The organism is Pedobacter sp. R-06 (assembly GCF_049913135.1).
Taxonomy (GTDB): Bacteria; Bacteroidota; Bacteroidia; order Sphingobacteriales; family Sphingobacteriaceae; genus Pedobacter.
This window is the reverse complement of sequence record NZ_CP183977.1, coordinates 6,408,708-6,428,592: the sequence shown is the minus strand read 5'-3', so window position 1 is coordinate 6,428,592 and position 19,885 is coordinate 6,408,708. Positions and strand designations below refer to the sequence as shown.

Sequence of the window (19,885 nt, the reverse complement as noted above, 5' to 3'; positions counted from 1 at the left end):
GATTGGTTTGTAAAGATATATAAACAGCGCGGGAAACAAAATTATGTCATAAAATTGTAAGCTTAATGCGCTTTTCAACAAACCTTTCATGACAAACCGTTTTTTAGCACTATTTTTGACTAAAATATTAAAAAAGTCAGAAAGTAGAAAAGTAAAATGATTGTAGCCGATAAAAAGAGAGAGCAAATTATTGATGGCGCTATAAAACGCTTTATCCATTTTGGTATTGGTAAAACCACAATGAACGATATAGCAGAAGATCTTTCCGTTTCCAAACCATCGCTTTATTATTATTTCCCGGATAAGAAGCATTTAATTATTGGAGTAATAGAAAGGGTATTTAACGACTTCTTTGAGTTGATCAAAAAGAAATACAATCCAGATCAGCCTTTGGAAGACATCCTTTTTAACACCATAGAAGTGAGGAATACTTTCTTCCAAAAATATTACATGTTAAGGATTACCGAAGGTATTCCTGATTTATTGAACGACGATGTAATTAAAGGAAAGTTACAAACGCTTAAAAGCTCAGAAAAAGATTTCTTCGCAGAAATTTTTAGCCAGGCAAAAACAAAAGGGGAGATAGAGCACGATGATACTGCCCATGTTGCAGAACTTTATCTGGAAAGTTTGATGGGCCTCAGCACCATGTGTATTATGGAAACCGGAAAAGACCTTTTCCCCGATAAAAAAGCATTAAACAAAATGACACTGAAGCAAAAAAACCTCACTACCATATTTGTAAGAGGTTTACGATGTTCAGACTGAAATACGGCGGCCTCAACAGATGACAAACCAATTGTAAACAGGCCACAAATTTTAAATAGATAAGAACCCAAAAACAAAAAACAATACATTATGCTTAGAGTAAAAATGGTAAGGTTAATGCTCATACTGCTAATCGGCTCGGTTTTACCGCAACTGGTATTTGCACAGCAGCAAGTTACCTTAAAAGATGCGCTGACCTACGCGCTCCAAAACAACACCAAGATCCGAAACTCGAAATTGGATATTGAAGGCGGAAGATACAAGGTGGAGGAAGTTAGGGCACAGGCCTTACCTCAAATCACAGGAAATGTTGGTTTAACTTATAATCCTATTATCGGTCAGCTGGTTGCTAATTTCGGCGGACAGACACAGGCGATCAAATTAGGCCAGAACTGGAATTCGACTGCAGGTGTTCAGCTTTCGCAACAATTATTCAACCAACAGGTTTTTACTGGCTTACAGGCTGCGAGATCGAGCGAGGAATATTACAACCTTACTTCAAAGTTAACAGAAGAGCAGATTATCGAGCTGGTGGCCAACAATTATTATCAGGTTTTGGTAAACAGACAACAGTTAAACGTAATTGATACCAATATTAAAAATGTTAAAATTGTAGAAAAAATTGTCTCAAACCAGTTTAAAAATGGTTTGGCAAGAAAAATCGATGTTGACAGGATCAATGTAAACCTAACTAACCTGAATACGCAACGCGAGCAGGTGATCAATGCCATTACCCAATTGGAGAATCAGTTAAAATTCTCAATGGGCATGCCGGTTTCTACACCAATTAGCTTACCTTTTACTGAATTAACAGAGGTAACTACTTTACCTGTATTTACAGACTCTATCGATCTGGCAAACAGAACAGAGGTTAAACTTTTGGATAATCAGGATAAACTTTTATCACTGCAAAGAAAGGCATACGTTGCCGAGTATTATCCATCATTGGCTTTAACAGGTAATTATACCTACTCTAGCCAAAGTGACGGTTTCGATTTCCTAAAATCTAATGCTGCTGCAATCGGATATGGCGCATCGGCAGTTGGACTAACCTTAAAAGTGCCAATTTTTAACGGTTTTTTAACACGCTCAAAAATCCGCCAGGCAGATGTGGATATTAAGAAAGCGAGAGAGAGCAGAAAAGAATCTGTAAACTCGTTAAACCTGGCTTATGAGAACGCAAAAATCCAACTGCGAAACAACATCAACACCATTAAATCGCAACGTAAAAACGCGGATCTGGCGCAGGAAATTTACAAAAGCACACAAAACAATTATAACAATGGCTTAGCTTCTTTAACCGATCTATTGGATACGGAAAATGCACTTACTGAGGCACAGAACAGTTATACACAGGCTTTATTGAATTACAAAATAGCCGAAATACAATTAATCAAATCAAACGGAAATATTAAATCACTAGTACAATAGAAATGAAAAGAGTAATTACCATAATTATCGTAATTGTTGTTGCACTCGGTGCAATAGCTTATGTTTTAAGCAACAATAAAAAGAAGAACGAAGAAAAAACTGCTTTCATTGCTAAAGGTGGTGGTGCTGTTGCCGTTCGTATTGCTCAGGTAGAGAAAAAAGCTGTGAATTTAGATTTCAGTGCAAACGGAAACTTTATTCCTAAACAAGAACTTAACTTCTTATCAGAAAACGCAGGTCGTGTTACGGCTATTTATGTTGATGAAGGTGACCGCGTAAGCAAAGGTCAGGTTTTAGCCCGTATTGATGCTGAAATTATCAATACAGACAGGGAAACTGCTGAAGCCAACTACCAGAATGCAGTAAGAGACGAGGCCAGATACCAAAGCTCATTCTCAACTGGTGGTGTTACACAACAACAGCTAGATCAGGCTAAACTGGCAACAAGAAATGCTAAACTGCGTTTACAGGCTTCGCAACGTAAATTAAGTGATGCAAACATTAAATCACCAATCAACGGTATCGTAAACAAAAGATACATTGAAGTAGGTGCATTTGTAAATACTCAAGGTACACAGATGTTCGAACTTGTTGATGTTTCTAAATTAAAATTAAAAGTAAACGTTAACGAATCGCAGGTTGCAAATCTTAAAATCGGCGATCAGATCAACATTAAATCTTCTGTTTTCCCAACTGATAATTTCTCTGGCAAGGTAACTTTCATCGCTGCTAAAGCCGATGCAACATTAAATTTCCCGATTGAAATTGAAGTAGAGAACAGCCACAAAAACACTTTAAAAGCGGGTATGTACGGAACTGCAATATTCAAGTTCCCTAAACAGGCGCCAAGCATCCTGATTCCACGTACATCGTTTGTAGGTAGTGTGAGCAGTAACCAGGTTTTTGTGTTGGATAAATCTAACAATACCGCTAAAACCCGTAATGTGGTAGCTGGCCGTATTTTAGGAGACAATGTTGAAATTCTTGATGGCTTGAAAGAAGGTGAAACTGTAATCACCAGCGGACAGATTAACTTAACTGAAGGTACTGCCGTTAGTATCGTAAAATAGTCCGGTTGGCTGTTTTCAGTTTAAAGTTTGTCACCCTGAGCTAGCTTGCACCGAGCGAAGTTGTAGTAAAGGGCCAATATTTACGCAAAACGCAATACTAATTAAAATGAAGATAACAGATATATCTATAAAAAGGCCTTCGCTGGTTATTGTGGTTTTTACCGCACTTACCCTGCTTGGGCTATTAAGTTACTTTTCGTTGGGTTATGAATTACTTCCAAAATTCTCTAACAACGTAGTATCTATTTCGACCATCTACCCTGGTGCTTCACCAAACGAGGTTGAAAACACCGTAACCAAAAAGATCGAGGATGCGGTATCATCGATGGAAAACATCAAGAAGATCAATTCTGTATCGTTTGAGAGTTTATCTACAGTTACCATCACCTTAACTGATGCTGCTAACATCGATATTTCCCTAAATGATGCACAAAGAAAGGTAAACGCCATTCTTTCTGATCTGCCTGAGGATGTAAAAACACCATCATTGAGTAAATTCTCCTTGGATGATTTACCAGTTATCACCATGTCGGCATCAGCCAATATGGATGATATTACATTTTACGACTTAATTGATAAACGTATTGCCCCGGTAATTTCGAGGGTGAACGGTATTGCTCAGGTTAACCTGGTTGGTGGTTCAGAACGCGAAATTCAGGTTTCGTTAAATGCTGATAAACTACAAGGTTATAACCTCTCAGTGCCACAGGTGCAGCAATTAATTTTAAGTTCTAACTTAGATTTCCCTACAGGAAGTGTTAAAACCCAAAACCAGGATGTATTGATCCGTTTATCGGGTAAATACAGAAGTATGGAAGAGTTGAGAAACCTGGTTTTAACAACTACTAAAGATGGTGCACAGATCCGTTTAGGTGACGTTGCCGACGTTCAGGATTCGCAAAAAGAAACTGAAAAACTGGCACGTATCGATCGTAAAGCATCTATTGCCATCCAGATCATTAAACAAAGTGATGCAAATGCGGTAGAAGTAAGTAAAGGTGTACATGCCATTATTGCCAAACTTAAAACTGAATACGCAGCAAATAAATTAGACATCAGAATTGTTAACGATAGTTCAATCTTTACCTTAGAATCAGCTGATGCAGTAATCCACGATTTAATCCTCGCGGTTGTCCTGGTAGCTTTCGTAATGCTTTTCTTCTTGCACAGTTTACGTAATGCGTTAATTGTAATGGTATCGATTCCGGTTTCATTAATTGCTACTTTTATAGGGATCAGCTTATTCGGCTTTACCTTAAACTTAATGTCGCTGTTAGGACTATCACTCGTGGTAGGTATCCTGGTGGATGATGCGATTGTGGTACTGGAAAATATCCAGCGACACATGGAGATGGGTAAAAACAAAGTAAGAGCCGCATCTGATGCAACAAGAGAAATTGGTTTTACCGTAGTATCTATTACCTTCGTAATTGTGGTAGTGTTCTTCCCGATTGCGGTAAGTACAGGTTTGGTATCGAATATCCTGCGTCAGTTCTGTATTGTGGTAATTATTGCAACGTTACTTTCGTTAGTAGCTTCATTTACCATTGTACCACTTATCTTCTCTCGTTTCGGTAAGTTAGAACGCATTGAAGGTAAAAACCTCTTTGGTCGTTTCATTCTTTGGTTCGAAAAACAATTAAAGAAATTTACCCTTTGGATCACCAGCATTTTAACATGGTCGTTAAACCACAAGCTCCTAACATTGATTATTGTTGTGGTGATGTTCTTTAGCTCATGTGGATTATTGGTAGGCGGTTTTATCGGATCCGAGTTCTTCCCTAAATCAGATAAAGGTGAGTTCTTGGTGCAATTAGAGTTACCAAAAGATGCTTCTTTAGAGCAAACCAACTTTTTAACACAAAAAGCCGAGGCTTTCTTAGATAAACAACCAGAAATTACACAGTTAATTACTACAGTTGGACAATCGACCGGCGATTTTGGTGGTACACAGGCTACAGCTTATAAATCGGAGATTAATGTTAAGCTGGTTGAACGCGATCAGCGTAAAGGTGTTTCTTCAGATATTTTTGCAACGAAAATGAGCCGTGCACTGGCCAAAGAATTAATTGGAGCAAAAGTTAAAACCGTTCCGATCAGTATTTTGGGTATTGCAGAAAATGCACCGATCCAATTGGTGGTAATGGGTTCTGATTTAGATAGTGCTTTGAAGTATGCTGAAGGTGCGCAGAAAGTGCTTGCCGCTATCCCTGGTGCTACTGAGATTAAATTATCGGTAGAAAAGGGAACTCCTGAGATTAACGTTCAGGTAGACCGCGATAAAATGTCGGCTGTTGGCTTAACTTTACAAACTGTTGGTTCTACCATGCAAACAGCGTTTGCGGGAAATACCGATGGTAAATACCGTAAAGGTGAGTACGAGTACGACATCAATATCCAGTATCAAAACTTCAACCGTCAGAACATTGACGACGTACGTAACCTGATCTTTGTAAACAGCGATGGCAAACAGATCAAGTTATCACAATTTGCAACCATTACAGAAGGTTCAGGTCCAAGTCAGCTGGAGCGTTTAAACAAATCTACTTCGGTATCAGTTAAGGCACAATCAATTGGTAGACCAACCGGAACTGTGGTTGCTGAGTTCCAGGCGAAACTGGAAGAGCTGCAAAAAAATGGTAAACTTAAAGCCCCAATTGGCGTAAGTTATAGCTGGGCGGGTGATCAGGAAAATCAGAGCGAAGGTTTTGGTACTTTGGGTATCGCTTTATTGGCTTCGATCATTTTGGTTTACCTGATTATGGTTGCGCTTTACGATAGTTTTATCTATCCATTGGTGGTAATGTTCTCGCTGCCTTTAGCAGTAATCGGAGCATTATTGGCTTTAGCTTTAACCAATAACTCAATCGGTATCTTTACCATTTTAGGTTTGATTATGTTGATGGGTCTGGTAGCGAAAAACGCGATTATCCTGGTCGATTTTACCAACCACTTAAAGGCCGAAGGTAAAGAAACCAAAGAAGCGCTTGTTTTGGCCAACCATGCGCGTTTACGACCAATCTTGATGACAACCATCGCCATGGTATTCGGTATGCTTCCAATTGCATTGGCAAGCGGTGCCGGCGCCGAATGGAAAAATGGTTTGGCATGGGTTATTGTTGGTGGATTAACCAGTTCATTATTCTTAACCTTAATTGTAGTGCCAGTGGTATACTTAATATTCGACAGAATGTTAGAAAGATTAGGCTTTAACAAAAAAGGAAAAACAATCGATGAGTTAATGGTTGAACCATACGATCATAAAGATGTGAACGAATACGATTTAGATCACGGACATTAATAAACATCCAGATTAACAATCAATTTAGCCCCGACCCCAAATCGGGGCTTTTTTGTGGGATTTCAAAGAACAGACTGTATCTTAAAAACTTTGATTCTATTAAAATTTGTCACGTTGAGCTTGTCGAAACGCTTTACGAGTAATTAAAAGGTCCTTCGACAGGCTCAGGATGACAATTCTATATTTACTTTACAAGCCCTCCTTTCGCATATTACTACGCCGCCATGATTCGTGTCTCCACGAACCATTTCATTTTTCACCAGCCGATACTGATAACTTTTGATGCCCAGATAATTATACAATATTGTCTTCAAACAAATTATGCAGCAAATTGTATATTAGGGATTATGTTCAAAATCATTTTTAGCCTATTTCTGATCTGCACTACCCTCTTAGTAAAAGCTCAACACCCTCCTGTTTTTCCGGCGATGACCACTGATTCGAGCTTCGTTAAGGTTTACAACTTAGATATCACGCTGGTAAAGTATAGTTACAAACCTAATGGCATTAAATTTTTAGTTGTACATGATAATGAAGATACTGGTGTAAAAGCAGGCTTTGATTATATCCGTTGGAGCGGTGGCGAACTCATCGACAGTCAATATGGCGGTGTAAGAGATTATTATTTCACTTATATGGATGATCAATATCGTATAGACCCTAATGCCATTTATACCGAAGTAGGTGTAAATACAAGGTTAAAAAAAGATCTTTTTAGCTCTAACGAAGTCGAAAAAACAATCCTTAATGCGGGCAAACAAATTGTCGATTTTTACGATCCAAAAGCCACGGGCTATTTTTTAACCCTGCATAACAATGCCGATGGTGGTTTTGGTATTTCTTCTTATTTACCAGGTTATGATTTAGCGAGCACCGCTGATTCCGTTTACATCAACTTCCAGATGGATGGCGACGATCTTGTTTACGTAACCGAGCCAAGGTTGTTCAGCAGCTTAAAAAGGGCCAATGTGAATGTAATTCTTCAATCTAAATTTGTTTCTAATGATGGCTCTTTATCGGTTTATGCCATGCAAAATAATATTCCTTATATTAATGTTGAGGTACAGCATGGGCATCAGGACGAAAATTTAAGGTTAATCGAACTGGCTATCGCCGTCCTAAAAGAACATGGATTGGTGAAGAAGGAATAGAATATACAAGCGTCACCCTGAATTTATTTCAGGGTCTTATAACCAGAAAATGCTAACCAAGTAGTAGCTACAAGACAATGGCCAAATGCATATTGATATTCAACCAAGGTTTTTTGCACCCTGCAACCCGTAAAATGAAATACTGCTATAGCCAACTAGCCCCGGTTGCAGCGTTACCCTGCAACAACGAGGTACGAGGCAGCGAAGCGTAAAAGCGTAAAACGAGAGGAAACTTCTTGTTTAGTACAAGCTTTGCGCTTCAATTGAAATCGATAGTTTTTTATAAGGAAAAGAATGGATTGTGGTTCTTGGCGGTTTGCAGTCCCGCCATTCGCTTTACTCCGTTGCACTTCGTGTTCGCTCCAGTCGGGTTTAGAAACAAGGGTTTGTACACCCTGCAACCCGTAAAATGAAATACTGCTATAGCCAACTAGCCCCGGTTGCAGCGTTACCCTGCAGCAACGAGGCACGAGGAAGCGAAGCGTAAAAGCGTAAAATGGGAGGAAACTTCTTGTTTAGTACAAGCTTTGCGCTTCAATTGAAATCGATAGTTTTTTTATAAGGAAAAGAGTGGATTGTGGCTCTTGGCGGTTTGCAGTCCCGCCATTCGCTATAGTCCCGATGAAACCTGTGAAACAAGCAAGCACACCATAAAAAGCAAAAAACAGTGCTTAAATCGGGGGGCTGCCGCTGCTGTCGGGTTTATGAACTAAGTTGCTGTGCACCATGAACCTAAAAATGAAATACTACTGTGGCCACCTAGCCACGGTTGTGGCGTTACCCTGCAGCAACGAGGTACGAGGCAGCGAAGTGTAAAAGCGTAAAACGGGAAGGAACCATCTGCTATTGTACAGGCGCTGCGCTCCAAATGATAAATATATTTTTAACAGTTAAGTTAGCTCCCCTAATATTTAGTTTATCCCTTTTATTTTTGTGATCAGGAAAGTAATCAGCAAACCAAAAACAGAGATGATCCCGAAAGAATAACGCAGGCTTGATAGTTGCGATACATAGCCTATTAATGGCGGGCCAAACAAAAATGCGAAATAACCGATACTCGAAACCATGGTTATTGCTTTACCAGCTGGCACTTTTTTATTGTTACCAGCTATGCTGTATACCATTGGTACAATACTCGAAACACCCAGGCCAATAAGCATAAAACCAAAAATAGCGACAATGAGGTTTGGAAATATTACGGCAAGCGCCATACCTATCGATATAATGGTACCGCTGATCTGAAGGAGGTTTTTCCGGCCGAACTTACCGATTAAAAACACCCCTAAAAACCTTCCGCTTGCCATCATAAACATGAACGATGCGTAGCCGATAATCGCCTTATTATGAGGCAATTTCACAACATCTTCAAAATAAATAGCACTCCAATCGAACATTGTTCCTTCGGTGGCCATACTACAAAATGCGATAACGCCCAATAACACTAAAATACCCTGTGGCATGGTAAAAAACTTCGTTTTCTCCACCACTGTATTAGGTTTATTATAACTCAGCAGCTTTTTCCAGTTAAGCGCAACATTGCTTAAGGATATCAGTGCAATAATCCAAAAATGGGTATACATGCCTAACTTTAGGTTAACCAAACCGAGCGCTATTAATGCACCGGTTAAATTACCAATACTCCAGGCTCCATGAAAAGAACTCATAATGGGCTTGCCGTAATAGTTTTCGCCGGCAACGCCCTGTGTATTTAAGGCGATGTTACAAAGATTACCCGTGATACCAAATAAAACCAAAAAAGCAGCCAACTGCCAGCCAGTGGTAGCCAATGCTAAAAAAGTTAATGCAATTGCATAAAGCGGTGCAGTTGCTACAAGCATTTTTTTACTACCGAAATGAGTGGTCAGTTTTGCCGAAAAAAACATCGTGATAATCTGTCCTGCAGGTAAAGCAAAAAGAATGGAGCCTAACTCTGCATCATTTAAGCCCATCGAAGCTTTAAAAGTTGGAATCCTACTGGCCCAGCTTGCAAAGCACACCCCTTGCATAAAGTAAAAGGCAGATATGGCAAATCGTACTTGTTTCGGAGAGCTTTGCGCTAATACAGGTTTATCTTCTTGTTTACTTAAAATTTCCTGTCCTTGCGTGCTTTCTTCCAAAATGATGTTTTAAATTATAGATTGAACTACAAAGTTCTTTAAATCTATTGGAAATACCGACAAGTTTTTAACATTTTATCAAAATATTTAGAGCTTATGAGGTTAAAATCTTAGATTTTCCATTTTTCCAGTTTATATGCACTATCCCAAAACATCCATTCTAAACGGGTTGCCATTTCAAAAACTGCTAGCATTTTTTGTTGAGTTACTGCATTAGCCTGCGCTGCCATTTGATCGGTAATATCAATCGCTTTTTCTACTGCAGCAGCAAATTCCAGGCCTGCATACATATCGATCCACCTTTTGTAAGGATTCAGGTCGCCATTTTGCTGTGCAAAAATATGATCGCCCACTGCCTTATAAATCCAAAAACATGGTAAAACAGCTGCTATTGCTATTTCTACATTGGCATACGCAGCCTGACTAAGGATATAATTGGTATACAAAAGTGTAGATGGTGTGGGCTGCACTTCGTTAGCCAGACCAAATCCTGCAAAATAACTTTCATGCAAACTACGCTCGGCAAAAATTGCACCTGTAGAAAACCCCGCAAAGGCCATCACCAAATCTGCATCTTGCATACGGCTACTAATGGCGCTTAAGGTTCTGCCAAACTCCAAAAGGTAGTAGGCATCTTGTGCCAAATAAAAGATAAACTTTTCTATAGGCAAGGTGCCATTACTTAATTCGGTATTAAAAGGCATTGCTAAAATCTTGGTATAAATGGGCTGTACCCTTTCCCATGCCTGTTCACTCCATTTCATTGGATAATTAATTTTAAAGGTTCGAAAAAGTGGTTTAATGGCCCATTACCCTCGCCTGTTTTCACTTGACTACCGGCTAGTAGGGCCTGACTGATATAGTTTTTGGCATTTTTAATTGCGATAAGTAAAGTGCTCCCCTTTGCCATTTCAGCGGCTATAGCGGATGAGAGCGTACAACCTGTTCCATGTAGATTTTTAGAAGCAACAAAGGCACTTTCCAAGATAACAGGTGCATCGTTTCCAGAAATAAAAACATCGTAAATGATTGGACCTATTAAATGTCCTCCTTTTATTAAAACGGCTTTTGCACCCTTCTTAATAATTTTTCTACCCGCAGCAATCATATCATCAAGGTTATGAACCCCCTGCCCAGAAAGGATAATGGCCTCGTCTATATTTGGGGTAACCAATGTTACCAAGGGAAATAGTTTTCCAACCAACTGGGTTATGGTATCAGGTTCGATTAAACGATCGCCACTGGTAGCTACCATAACAGGATCTAAAATAACAGGGACATCTTGATTATAGGTTTTTAATTCCTTTTCGATTACCTGCACCACTTCAGCACGATTGATCATTCCGATTTTAATGGCCACTGGCGCTATATCTTCCAATACCGCCTGTAACTGATCTTTAATCATTTCTGCCGGAATGCCATGCACTGAACGCACCCCCATTGTATTTTGTGCCGTTATAGCTGTGATTACCGAGGTACCAAAACAGCCCAAGGCAGAAAAGGTTTTTAAATCGGCCTGGATGCCCGCACCGCCTCCACTATCTGAGCCGGCTATTGTTAATACATTAATATAATTCATTGCTAAAGACTTCATTTTGTTGGTACAACTTCAGGAGTCTTCAAATGCAGTATGCATTTTTACGCAATTTTTGCAGACAAACTAATTTCCTACGCCGGCATTATCCGGATCAGGTTCATTTATACGGTATAGGGTGTAAGGTTTGGGCATATGGTTTCTCACCTTCCGCCTTTTACCTTTTACCTTTCACCTATAAAATGGGTATATTCTCAGCCAAATATTTGAAGGCACCCCTAAAGTTTTATTTTGTTGCAATATAGGGCTTAATCTTGAGAAAATAAAAGTATACATTCATGCGTTAATCGTCATCCCGATTGTAGCGCAGCAGACTAGAGAGATCTTCTAAAGAAGATTGATGTATCGCCTTTCGTAGATTTTTCCATTTCGCCACCGATGAAACCTGTGAAACAAGCAAGCATACCATAAGCGAATAAAAACGGATGCTTAAACCGGCGGCCTTCAGTCGAAATGACGACAAGAGAAAAAACAAAAACCCCGGTATAAAACCGGGGCTAAAACATAATAATTAATAAAGGGATAGAAAGACTATATTTTATCGGGCTGATAGAACCGAACGGTACCATCTGCCTCGTTTGAAACAATTAATAAACTTCTTCCATTGGGGCTATCTTTTGGTTTAACAAATAACAAGCCTTCGGGGGCATCGCCTGTTGAGAATAGTTGAACAAATTTTGGCGAAGCGGGTGTAGTTACATCATAAACAGCAATCATATCTGCACGTTCCATACCAATAAAAGCTAAGGTTTGTCCATTCACCTGCGCAACGGTTACACTTTCTACTTCTACACCTTTATTGTCAGACCGGTCATCATCATATTTACCTGCATCGATTACATGCTGTTCTAAATCTTTACCAATGTTGGCTGCCAAAGCTCCAGTATTTGCATTAATAATACTAACAGATCTCCCACCTGTTGAGTACAATTCCTGATATACTTTATTGGTACCAACCATGGTATAACCAGCGGTATTTGTTACCGTAAGTCTTCCTAAATTAGCATCTAACTGTAGCGTTGCTGCGTTAGGAAATTTAACCGGGTCTAAAACAAGATCCTTTACACGTACTTCTTCCTTTGCATCTTTTGGTGTGTAATCTTGTCTGGTATCGCCTTCATTGGCCAAGGCCAGATAGGCAGTACCACCAGCAGTAAAATACGATATTGCATCTGGCAGATAAAAAGCTTTGATTGGCCATGCACCTAAAACTTTTTTATTGTCTTTATCGCTTACGTCAAAGGCATTGTCGGCCAGACTGATATCTCTTGTGCCTAAAGGATTAATTTTTGTAATCGTTCCTGCAACAATATCTACCTCGGCAACACCATTGTTCTCCTGTAGGGTAACGTATGCTTTTTTAGAATCAGCGCTTACTGCAATATATTCTGGTTCGATATCTTGTGTAAAACTTGCATTTAAACCATAAATCCTGAAACCACCTGCAAGCAAAGTTGTTTTTTGCGATTCAAAAGCGGCGAAATCTAAAGTTTTCACCGAATAGTTGTCTTTGATGTTAATGATCGAAATGGTTCCTTTAGGATCAATGGTATAAGCAAGATTTGGTTCACCTTCGTTAGCCGATAAAATATAGTTTCCATCAGGGCTGAAAGTTACCATATCGGGCATGGCACCTACGGTAATTTTTTTAACTTCTTCCAAAGTAGATGTTTTTAATACCACTACATCACCATTTCCCTGCTTATCTGCACCATCTAAAGCAATTGCCAATAAACCATTACTCACCGCCACGCTATTAATACCAGCGTTATTTGGGTATAATAAGGTTTTCAATTTTGTAACGGTTGGATATTTACTCATATCAACTACATCAACCTTGGTTCCGCCATCGTTACTCACCACAAATAATTGCTTGGTCAAGGGATCATAAGCTGAAATTTCTGAAGCAAATTCTCCGCCCAAATCAATGGAAGCCGTTTCTTTAAAGCTGTCGATTTTTTCAGGAACGATAGCTTCGACCGGAGGATCTACAATCGGATCATCAGTTGGATCTTTTTTGCAGGCAGTAAATGCCAATGAAGCAATAAGGATTGCTCCAAATAGTTTTTTACAGTTCATGGTTTTTTTAATATCTGAACCGCAAAAATAGCCGCGCATAACGCTACTTTTTAGGCGTTGTTTGTTATCATTTTATTAAGAAAATATAAAGAGTAAAGGAGAAAGAGTAAAGCAAAACCCGTCGTCATCTCCGACTGGAACGCAGCGAAATGGAGAGATCTATCTAGACAGATTTAGCTCCGTTGAACCTTCTGGTTCTCGACTTCGCTGCACTCCGCTCGAATGACGGTAGACGCGCTAAAACAAAAAATCCCGGCACAAATACCGGGATTTTCTCTACGCGTCTTGCTGAACTTGCTTCAGCATCTTATTCAAAAAGCAAATACTGAATCAAGTTCAGTATGATGACTGTTTAATAATTAAATATGTATCGCTCTGTTATCAGTTGCAGCAAGTGCTGCTTCTTTTAGTGCTTCGGTATAAGTTGGGTGTGCATGGCAGGTACGTGCAATATCTTCTGCAGATGCGCGGAATTCCATGGCAATAACTGCTTCGGCAATCATATCCGCTGCACGTGGACCTATCATATGTACACCTAAAACTTCATCGGTAGCAGCATCAGCCAAAACTTTAATGAAACCATCGGTATCCATACTCGCCTTTGCGCGTCCGCTGGCTTTGAAAGGGAATGAACCTGCTTTATATTTAATACCTTTTTCTTTTAACTGCTCTTCTGTTAAACCCACAGAAGCAACCTCTGGCCAGGTATAAACCACACCAGGAATTAAGTTATAATTGATATGTGGTTTCTGACCAGCAATCGTTTCGGCAACATAGGTACCTTCATCTTCTGCTTTATGTGCCAACATCGCACCAGTAATTACATCACCGATAGCATAAACACCTTTAACCGAAGTTTCTAAATGCTCGTTAACCGGAATTTTTTTACCTCTTTCTTCAACCGTGATACCGATTTTATCTAAACCTAAACCTTCGCTATAAGCCGTACGTCCAACAGCAACGATACAATAATCAGCTTCTAAAGAAATTGATTCGCCCTTAGGGGTATCAGCAGTAACGGTTACAGTTTTACCTTTAGTGGTAGCGCCGGTAACTTTGTGGCCCATGTAAAACTCCATGCCTAAAGTTTTCTTTAACACACGTTGAAGTTCTTTACCCAAACCAGCATCCATTGTACTAATGATTGATGGTAAAAACTCAACAACAGATACTTTTGTACCTAAGCGGGCGTATACCGAACCTAACTCTAAACCAATTACACCACCACCGATTACCACCATCGTTTTTGGCACCTCTTTAATATTTAAAGCCTCGGTTGAAGTAATAATTCGTTTTTTATCAATCGGCAAAAATGGTAAAGCTGTTGGTTTAGAACCTGTAGCAATAATTACGTTTTTAGCAGATAAGGTTTCTGTAGAACCATCAGCTTTAGTTACCAGAATGGTGTTTTTATCTACAAAAGAGCCAACCCCTTCGAAAGAATCGATTTTATTTTTTTTGAACAAATAAGTGATACCAGCTGTATTTTGGGCAACAACATCGTCTTTACGGGCGATCATTTGTTTCATATCAACCTTTAAATCTTTTAAGTTGATACCATGGGTAGTGAAAGTGTGAGCAGCGTTGTGAAAATGCTCTGAAGAATCTAATAAAGCCTTAGATGGAATACAACCTACATTTAAGCAAGTACCTCCAAAAGTTTTATATTTTTCAACAACTGCAGTTTTTAAACCTAACTGAGCACAACGGATTGCGCCTACATAACCGCCCGGCCCTGAACCGATAACAACGACATCGTATTGCATAATTTCTTGAGAATTTTGATTAGCCAAATGTAGGGAAAAAAGGCGGAAAGCTGAAAGTCGATTAGGGAATAGAAATCGCTTTATTAGTCATTGGTTTATAAGTTATTGGCTGATGGCGCCGGCTGATGGTTCAATATTGAGGCTTAATAGGATATTCTTTAAAAAGTTCAAAAGTCCATAGGTGATGAGCGTATAAAACATTTTACTTTAAGACTATAAAATGTTTTGATTTAACCCAAACAAACCTAATGGACTAATGAACCTCAAAGACCATTATGAATAAACTAATGACCAGTGAACTAATGAACCAACTATAACCCTAACGATGCTGAAGCACTTAAGATTGCACCGCTAGATGTGCCTTCTCTTTTCAATTCTCCATCTACATAAATCTGTGCTTTTAGCGTAGAATTTGCGTTGGCACCAGTGGCATTTGCGGCAATGTTTATAGAAATGGTTCCTGCTGGTACCGTAATTTCCTGACTTGTCCAGGTGGTTCCACTAAGGCTCGTTGCGGTGGTAATCTGCGAATCGTAGCCGTAAACTACAGTGCTAATGTTGCTACCTGCCGATGCTTCGAGTTTAAAAACCACCTTGTGTGAAGATTTTGACGGCGACTCATCCTCATCTTTTTTACACGACATTAAACCTGTAAACAACACTAAGGCAAAAAAAGAAAGTACAAATGTTTTAATTTTGATGTTTTTCATAATTAGATTTAAAAAATAGAACTACAAATTAACAAATGAGCATTTTGCTTTACAATAACCAGATAGTACCATTTTTTTCTACCTGATTTCAGGTATATTCTGTGTTTAATTTCTGGTTGAGAAATAAAGCGTGCATTTTTAGTTTAATGAGAAATTATATTATCTTTCTGGCATTGCTGATTTTCTATTCACTGAATAGCCTAGCCCAGCTGCAACCAGCCGACCAGCAATATACTGACAGTCTAAACCGCATCTTAAATGGAAGCTCGCGCGATAGTCTTAAAGCGGAGGCAGGTTTTAAACTAACTGATTTCTGGGTAGATCATGATAGTACCAAAGCAGTATTGTATTTGAACAAGGCCAGAACCTGGAGCACAAAGTATCCTTTACTTGTGGCCAGATCATATTGGTACGAAGCTTTGATCTACCAAGACCGGAATTATGCAAAGGCTGAAAAACTACTCATCCATGCCGATTCGTTATTGAGCAAGTTTAATACAAAGGGCGTTTATCGGTTAAGGTCGATGGTATGGCATAACTACGCCTTAATTCAACAGCATAAAGACGATCTTAAAGCAACGCTTGATATATTGATCAACCGTGTTTTACCACTTTCTAAAAAAGCTGGAGACAAAGAGTTTTTAGGCACCGAATACCTCTCGATCGGAACGGTATTTACGAACCTTGGCCAATACGAAAAAGCAACACCGTACCTGCAACAAGGCTTAAATGCATTAAAAGATACATCTCCTAATAAATATTATCTGCTGGTTAATGCATATCTAACCACAGCAGGAAACTATTACCATTTAAAAAACCATCAACTCACCAAGAAGCACCTCGACCTTGCCAAAACAATTTTGGATAAATCAGACCATGTTGTTACAGGCTACCCGATGGCCATATTTTGGCTCGACTATTACAAAAGCACTACGCGCTATTTTATTAACACCAAACAATATTCCCTTGCCCTGTTAGATGCAGACAAGGCCATTAAACTGGCCGAAAAGCTGAGCGACAATTATTCTTTGCAGGAAGTAATATTTGAGAAATACAGAATTCTTTTTAAACAGAAAAATTTCGTCATGGCTAAAAAAACATTGCTTCAAATTATCGATCAGCCAGAGATAAATACATTAGCAACGAATAAGCTCAAAATGACCGAAGCACTTGCAGAAGTAAACTATGCTAATGGTGACATTAAAGAGGCTTATAATTGGATAAAAAAGAGCAAAGCATTAAGCGACAGCCTGAATGAAAGTAAACTAAAAGAAGATATTAATGCATTAGAAATTAAATATAAAAATGCAGAGAACCAGAAAAAGATAGCCAGTTTAAATACAGAAAAGAAACAAAATGCATTAATTATTAAGAACAATAAAAAAACAAATTTTCTATTAATCGCAGCATCTTTTTTCCTTTTAATCAGCGTTATCCTTTTATACTTTTACTTTAGAGGCTATAAAAAGCTTGCAGAGCAAAGAACAATAAATTATAAACAAAAAGTGGCCGAGTTAGAACAAAAACAGCAATTGGAAATTAGCAAGGCCATGCTCAATGCTGAAGAAAAAGAAAGGAACAGGGTAGCACGCGATTTACATGATGGCTTGGGTGGAATGTTATCGGGTTTAAAAATTAATTTATCCAACTGGGCAAAACACCGGGAAATGCAATTGCATGATGTAGAGCTACAAAGGATCGTTAATCAGCTGGATAATTCAGTTACCGAATTAAGGTATATCGCCCGGAATATGATGCCACAGACGTTATTAAAATTCGGATTGGAAACGGCATTAAAAGACCTGGCAGAATCGGCGATGAGCAAGCATATGCATATCGATTTTCAAGCACTAAATATCTCTAAACATATTGCACTTGAAGAACAGATAATCATTTACAGGGTTGTACAGGAAATACTAACCAACACACTAAAACATGCTCAGGCTTCTGAAGTAGTTTTACAGTGCAGCGAAAATAAAAAACGTTTTTATATCACGGTTGAGGATGATGGAATTGGCTTTGATACCTCAACCTATAAAAAAGGATTAGGAATAGAAAACATTAAAAATAGAATAGCCTATCTCAAAGGCACTTTCGAAATCGATTCGCACCCTGGCAATGGTACAACTATAAATATCGAAATCCCAATAAGTTATGAGTAACATCATTAAATTAGCCGTTGTTGATGACCATCCGATTGTTATACAAGGAATCGTTTCCTTAATCAACAACCTCGAAAATATGCATGTAGTAGGCAGTTTCCAGTCAGGCAACGCATTAATTTCCTTTTTAAACAACAACGCAATCGATATTATACTGCTCGATATTATGTTACCTGATGGTAATGGTATTGAATTATGCGCACAGGTTAAAAAGTTATCGCCAAAAACGGTCGTTATTGCCATTAGCAACCATACTGAAAGAAGTATCATTATGCAGATTTTACAAAATGGGGCGAGTGGTTACATTTTAAAAAATGCTTCGGTAGAGGAACTAAAAAACGGAATTGAAACTGCGCTTAGAGGAGAACTGGCCTTTAGCAGAGAAGTTATAGAAATTATTGCCAAACCTTCTGTAAATGACTTAAAAGGACGGCCAAAGTTCACCAAACGCGAAAAACAGATCCTCCAATTAATTGCACAGGGAAAAACGACCGCCGGCATAGCGGATGAGCTTTTTCTAAGTCCGCCAACAGTAGAAACGCATCGTCGTAATATGATGCAAAAATTAGATGTTAAAAATTCTATCGAATTGATCAATATCGCTACAGAACAGTTGCTAATTTAGTTTGGAGCTGGGCGTTTGGGGTTTGGAGTAAATTACGCTATTAAACAATCAACGCTTAGCAACGGTCTATAAACTATTGACCAATGAACTAATGAACCCCTTTTAAATCCCTTGACCGAAGGTAAGTAGATTGTTATCCGGATCAAGCATTGCAAATTCTTTCTGCCCCCATGGTTTTGTCTGTAAGCTTCCATTGGGATGAATGCTTTTAGTTTCGAGCATAGATTTATATAACCCATCAATATCGCTTGTACGGATATAAACCTGGCCGTAATTTTCTTTCGGATCAAGTGTTTCAAACAGAAAAAAGTGAATCTGAACCTGATCCTTTTGTACCATCAGGTAATCTTTAAAATCTGCACTTCCAATATCTTTAAAGCCTAATTTATTCACGTAAAAATCTCTGGTGATTGCTTTATCACGCATGGGAAGTTTTGGGTTGATATCTGTAAGCATATTTTTTTTATTTCAAAAATCGCATTTTATTGACTAATGGTTCTTCGGGTTATTACATAGGCAACAATCAAATTCGGAATCCAGCATAACCAGGCAACAACCAGGTAGGCCTTTAAAAAATCGCCATAAACCATTGTCAAAATTGGCAGCCAAATCCTCAATGTTACAGCAGCAAAACAAGCTGCATAACTATAAACCATCATTTTTTGATGTTGCTCAATTTCACCTTGTTTAATGTATAAATAAGCCTTTAAGGTGGTATAAAACCAAATGATGCCTAAACATATAAACCCTGCTGAAGAAATTAACCCACCTGTTGCAAAAAAGCCGATGTAAATACCCGCTAATGCGCTAAGCAGAACCGCAATTACATAAACTTTACCCAGTTTTCGGTGAAGTGCCATACGCCTATTTCTCATTTTCGGACTAAATTGTGTCCAACCGATAAATAAAGCGATTCCTCCGAAAATGATATGCACATAAAAACCAATGCTCCAGAAAGTATCTGTTAACAACTCAATCGACTTTGAATTTAACAATCCAAATTTTCTATCGACCAAAAAGTAAATAATTGGGTAGAGCCCAATCAGCAGTGAAAAGGTTGCAAATAAGATCCATAATCCTTTTTTTACCATACAAAATTCTATTACTTTAT

General features: G+C 38.7%; 15 protein-coding genes. 7 read left to right on the top strand and 8 right to left on the bottom strand.

Going from position 1 to position 19,885, the window contains the following annotated elements:
• The first annotated feature begins 156 nt into the window (after positions 1-156).
• From ACN9MR_RS26320 to ACN9MR_RS26300, 5 genes are all read left to right on the top strand, one after another.
• A complete protein-coding gene (locus tag ACN9MR_RS26320; protein ID WP_426327397.1) occupies positions 157-768 on the top strand; it encodes a TetR/AcrR family transcriptional regulator in 612 nt (203 codons plus the stop codon).
• Between the two features lie 90 nt (positions 769-858).
• On the top strand, positions 859-2,199 hold the full coding sequence (locus ACN9MR_RS26315) for a TolC family protein (RefSeq protein ID WP_426327396.1): 1,341 nt from the start codon (positions 859-861) through the stop codon (positions 2,197-2,199).
• 2 nt (positions 2,200-2,201) lie between these two features.
• The gene (locus ACN9MR_RS26310; protein ID WP_426327395.1) at positions 2,202-3,269 is read left to right on the top strand and encodes an efflux RND transporter periplasmic adaptor subunit; all 1,068 of its coding nucleotides are present in this window, start codon (positions 2,202-2,204) and stop codon (positions 3,267-3,269) included.
• A gap of 106 nt (positions 3,270-3,375) precedes the next feature.
• Positions 3,376-6,570, top strand: a complete 3,195-nt coding sequence (locus tag ACN9MR_RS26305; protein ID WP_426327394.1) for an efflux RND transporter permease subunit — start codon at positions 3,376-3,378, stop codon at positions 6,568-6,570.
• A gap of 347 nt (positions 6,571-6,917) precedes the next feature.
• Positions 6,918-7,721: a hypothetical protein gene (locus tag ACN9MR_RS26300; protein ID WP_426327393.1), complete on the top strand. Its 804-nt coding sequence runs from the start codon at positions 6,918-6,920 to the stop codon at positions 7,719-7,721.
• Between the two features lie 911 nt (positions 7,722-8,632).
• On the opposite strand, the gene ACN9MR_RS26295 is transcribed toward ACN9MR_RS26300, so the two are convergent.
• The 6 genes from ACN9MR_RS26295 to ACN9MR_RS26270 form a co-directional block, all read right to left on the bottom strand.
• Positions 8,633-9,838 carry an MFS transporter gene (locus tag ACN9MR_RS26295; protein ID WP_426327392.1) on the bottom strand — a complete coding sequence of 402 codons (1,206 nt, stop codon included), beginning with the start codon at positions 9,836-9,838 and terminating at the stop codon, positions 8,633-8,635.
• A 110-nt stretch (positions 9,839-9,948) separates the two neighbouring features.
• A complete protein-coding gene (locus ACN9MR_RS26290; RefSeq protein ID WP_426327391.1) occupies positions 9,949-10,602 on the bottom strand; it encodes a TenA family protein in 654 nt (217 codons plus the stop codon).
• Entirely contained in the window at positions 10,599-11,432 is an 834-nt protein-coding gene (thiD, locus tag ACN9MR_RS26285; protein WP_426327390.1) for a bifunctional hydroxymethylpyrimidine kinase/phosphomethylpyrimidine kinase, read from the bottom strand. The genes ACN9MR_RS26290 and thiD overlap by 4 nt, the downstream gene beginning before the upstream one ends.
• A gap of 531 nt (positions 11,433-11,963) precedes the next feature.
• The gene (locus tag ACN9MR_RS26280; protein ID WP_426327389.1) at positions 11,964-13,550 is read right to left on the bottom strand and encodes a choice-of-anchor I family protein; all 1,587 of its coding nucleotides are present in this window, start codon (positions 13,548-13,550) and stop codon (positions 11,964-11,966) included.
• A gap of 320 nt (positions 13,551-13,870) precedes the next feature.
• Positions 13,871-15,277 carry a dihydrolipoyl dehydrogenase gene (gene lpdA, locus ACN9MR_RS26275; RefSeq protein ID WP_426327388.1) on the bottom strand — a complete coding sequence of 469 codons (1,407 nt, stop codon included), beginning with the start codon at positions 15,275-15,277 and terminating at the stop codon, positions 13,871-13,873.
• Positions 15,278-15,588: 311 nt separating this feature from the next.
• A complete protein-coding gene (locus tag ACN9MR_RS26270) occupies positions 15,589-15,987 on the bottom strand; it encodes a hypothetical protein (RefSeq protein ID WP_426327387.1) in 399 nt (132 codons plus the stop codon).
• 146 nt (positions 15,988-16,133) lie between these two features.
• Between ACN9MR_RS26270 and ACN9MR_RS26265 the strand changes: the two genes are divergently transcribed.
• The gene (locus ACN9MR_RS26265) at positions 16,134-18,149 is read left to right on the top strand and encodes an ATP-binding protein (RefSeq protein ID WP_426327386.1); all 2,016 of its coding nucleotides are present in this window, start codon (positions 16,134-16,136) and stop codon (positions 18,147-18,149) included.
• Positions 18,142-18,774 (top strand): response regulator, encoded by a 633-nt coding sequence (locus ACN9MR_RS26260; protein WP_426327385.1) that lies wholly within the window; start codon positions 18,142-18,144, stop codon positions 18,772-18,774. The genes ACN9MR_RS26265 and ACN9MR_RS26260 overlap by 8 nt, the downstream gene beginning before the upstream one ends.
• 102 nt (positions 18,775-18,876) lie before the next feature.
• Here ACN9MR_RS26260 and ACN9MR_RS26255 read toward each other — a convergent pair whose 3' ends face one another.
• Positions 18,877-19,230, bottom strand: coding sequence for a bleomycin resistance protein (locus tag ACN9MR_RS26255; RefSeq protein ID WP_426327384.1), 354 nt, complete (start codon positions 19,228-19,230; stop codon positions 18,877-18,879).
• Positions 19,231-19,256: 26 nt separating this feature from the next.
• Positions 19,257-19,865 carry a DUF2306 domain-containing protein gene (locus ACN9MR_RS26250; RefSeq protein WP_426327383.1) on the bottom strand — a complete coding sequence of 203 codons (609 nt, stop codon included), beginning with the start codon at positions 19,863-19,865 and terminating at the stop codon, positions 19,257-19,259.
• Between the last annotated feature and the right edge of the window lie 20 nt (positions 19,866-19,885).

Excerpts from the sequence above, each read along its gene's own strand:
- ACN9MR_RS26320 (WP_426327397.1), top strand. The coding sequence starts at position 157 with ATGATTGTAGCCGATAAAAAGAGAGAGCAAATTATTGATGGCGCTATA.
- ACN9MR_RS26315 (WP_426327396.1), top strand. The coding sequence starts at position 859 with ATGCTTAGAGTAAAAATGGTAAGGTTAATGCTCATACTGCTAATCGGC.
- ACN9MR_RS26310 (WP_426327395.1), top strand. The coding sequence starts at position 2,202 with ATGAAAAGAGTAATTACCATAATTATCGTAATTGTTGTTGCACTCGGT.
- ACN9MR_RS26305 (WP_426327394.1), top strand. The coding sequence starts at position 3,376 with ATGAAGATAACAGATATATCTATAAAAAGGCCTTCGCTGGTTATTGTG.
- ACN9MR_RS26300 (WP_426327393.1), top strand. The coding sequence starts at position 6,918 with ATGTTCAAAATCATTTTTAGCCTATTTCTGATCTGCACTACCCTCTTA.
- ACN9MR_RS26290 (WP_426327391.1), bottom strand. The coding sequence starts at position 10,602 with ATGAAATGGAGTGAACAGGCATGGGAAAGGGTACAGCCCATTTATACC.
- thiD (WP_426327390.1), bottom strand. The coding sequence starts at position 11,432 with ATGAAGTCTTTAGCAATGAATTATATTAATGTATTAACAATAGCCGGC.
- ACN9MR_RS26280 (WP_426327389.1), bottom strand. The coding sequence starts at position 13,550 with ATGCGCGGCTATTTTTGCGGTTCAGATATTAAAAAAACCATGAACTGT.
- lpdA (WP_426327388.1), bottom strand. The coding sequence starts at position 15,277 with ATGCAATACGATGTCGTTGTTATCGGTTCAGGGCCGGGCGGTTATGTA.
- ACN9MR_RS26270 (WP_426327387.1), bottom strand. The coding sequence starts at position 15,987 with ATGAAAAACATCAAAATTAAAACATTTGTACTTTCTTTTTTTGCCTTA.
- ACN9MR_RS26265 (WP_426327386.1), top strand. The coding sequence starts at position 16,134 with ATGAGAAATTATATTATCTTTCTGGCATTGCTGATTTTCTATTCACTG.
- ACN9MR_RS26260 (WP_426327385.1), top strand. The coding sequence starts at position 18,142 with ATGAGTAACATCATTAAATTAGCCGTTGTTGATGACCATCCGATTGTT.
- ACN9MR_RS26255 (WP_426327384.1), bottom strand. The coding sequence starts at position 19,230 with ATGCTTACAGATATCAACCCAAAACTTCCCATGCGTGATAAAGCAATC.
- ACN9MR_RS26250 (WP_426327383.1), bottom strand. The coding sequence starts at position 19,865 with ATGGTAAAAAAAGGATTATGGATCTTATTTGCAACCTTTTCACTGCTG.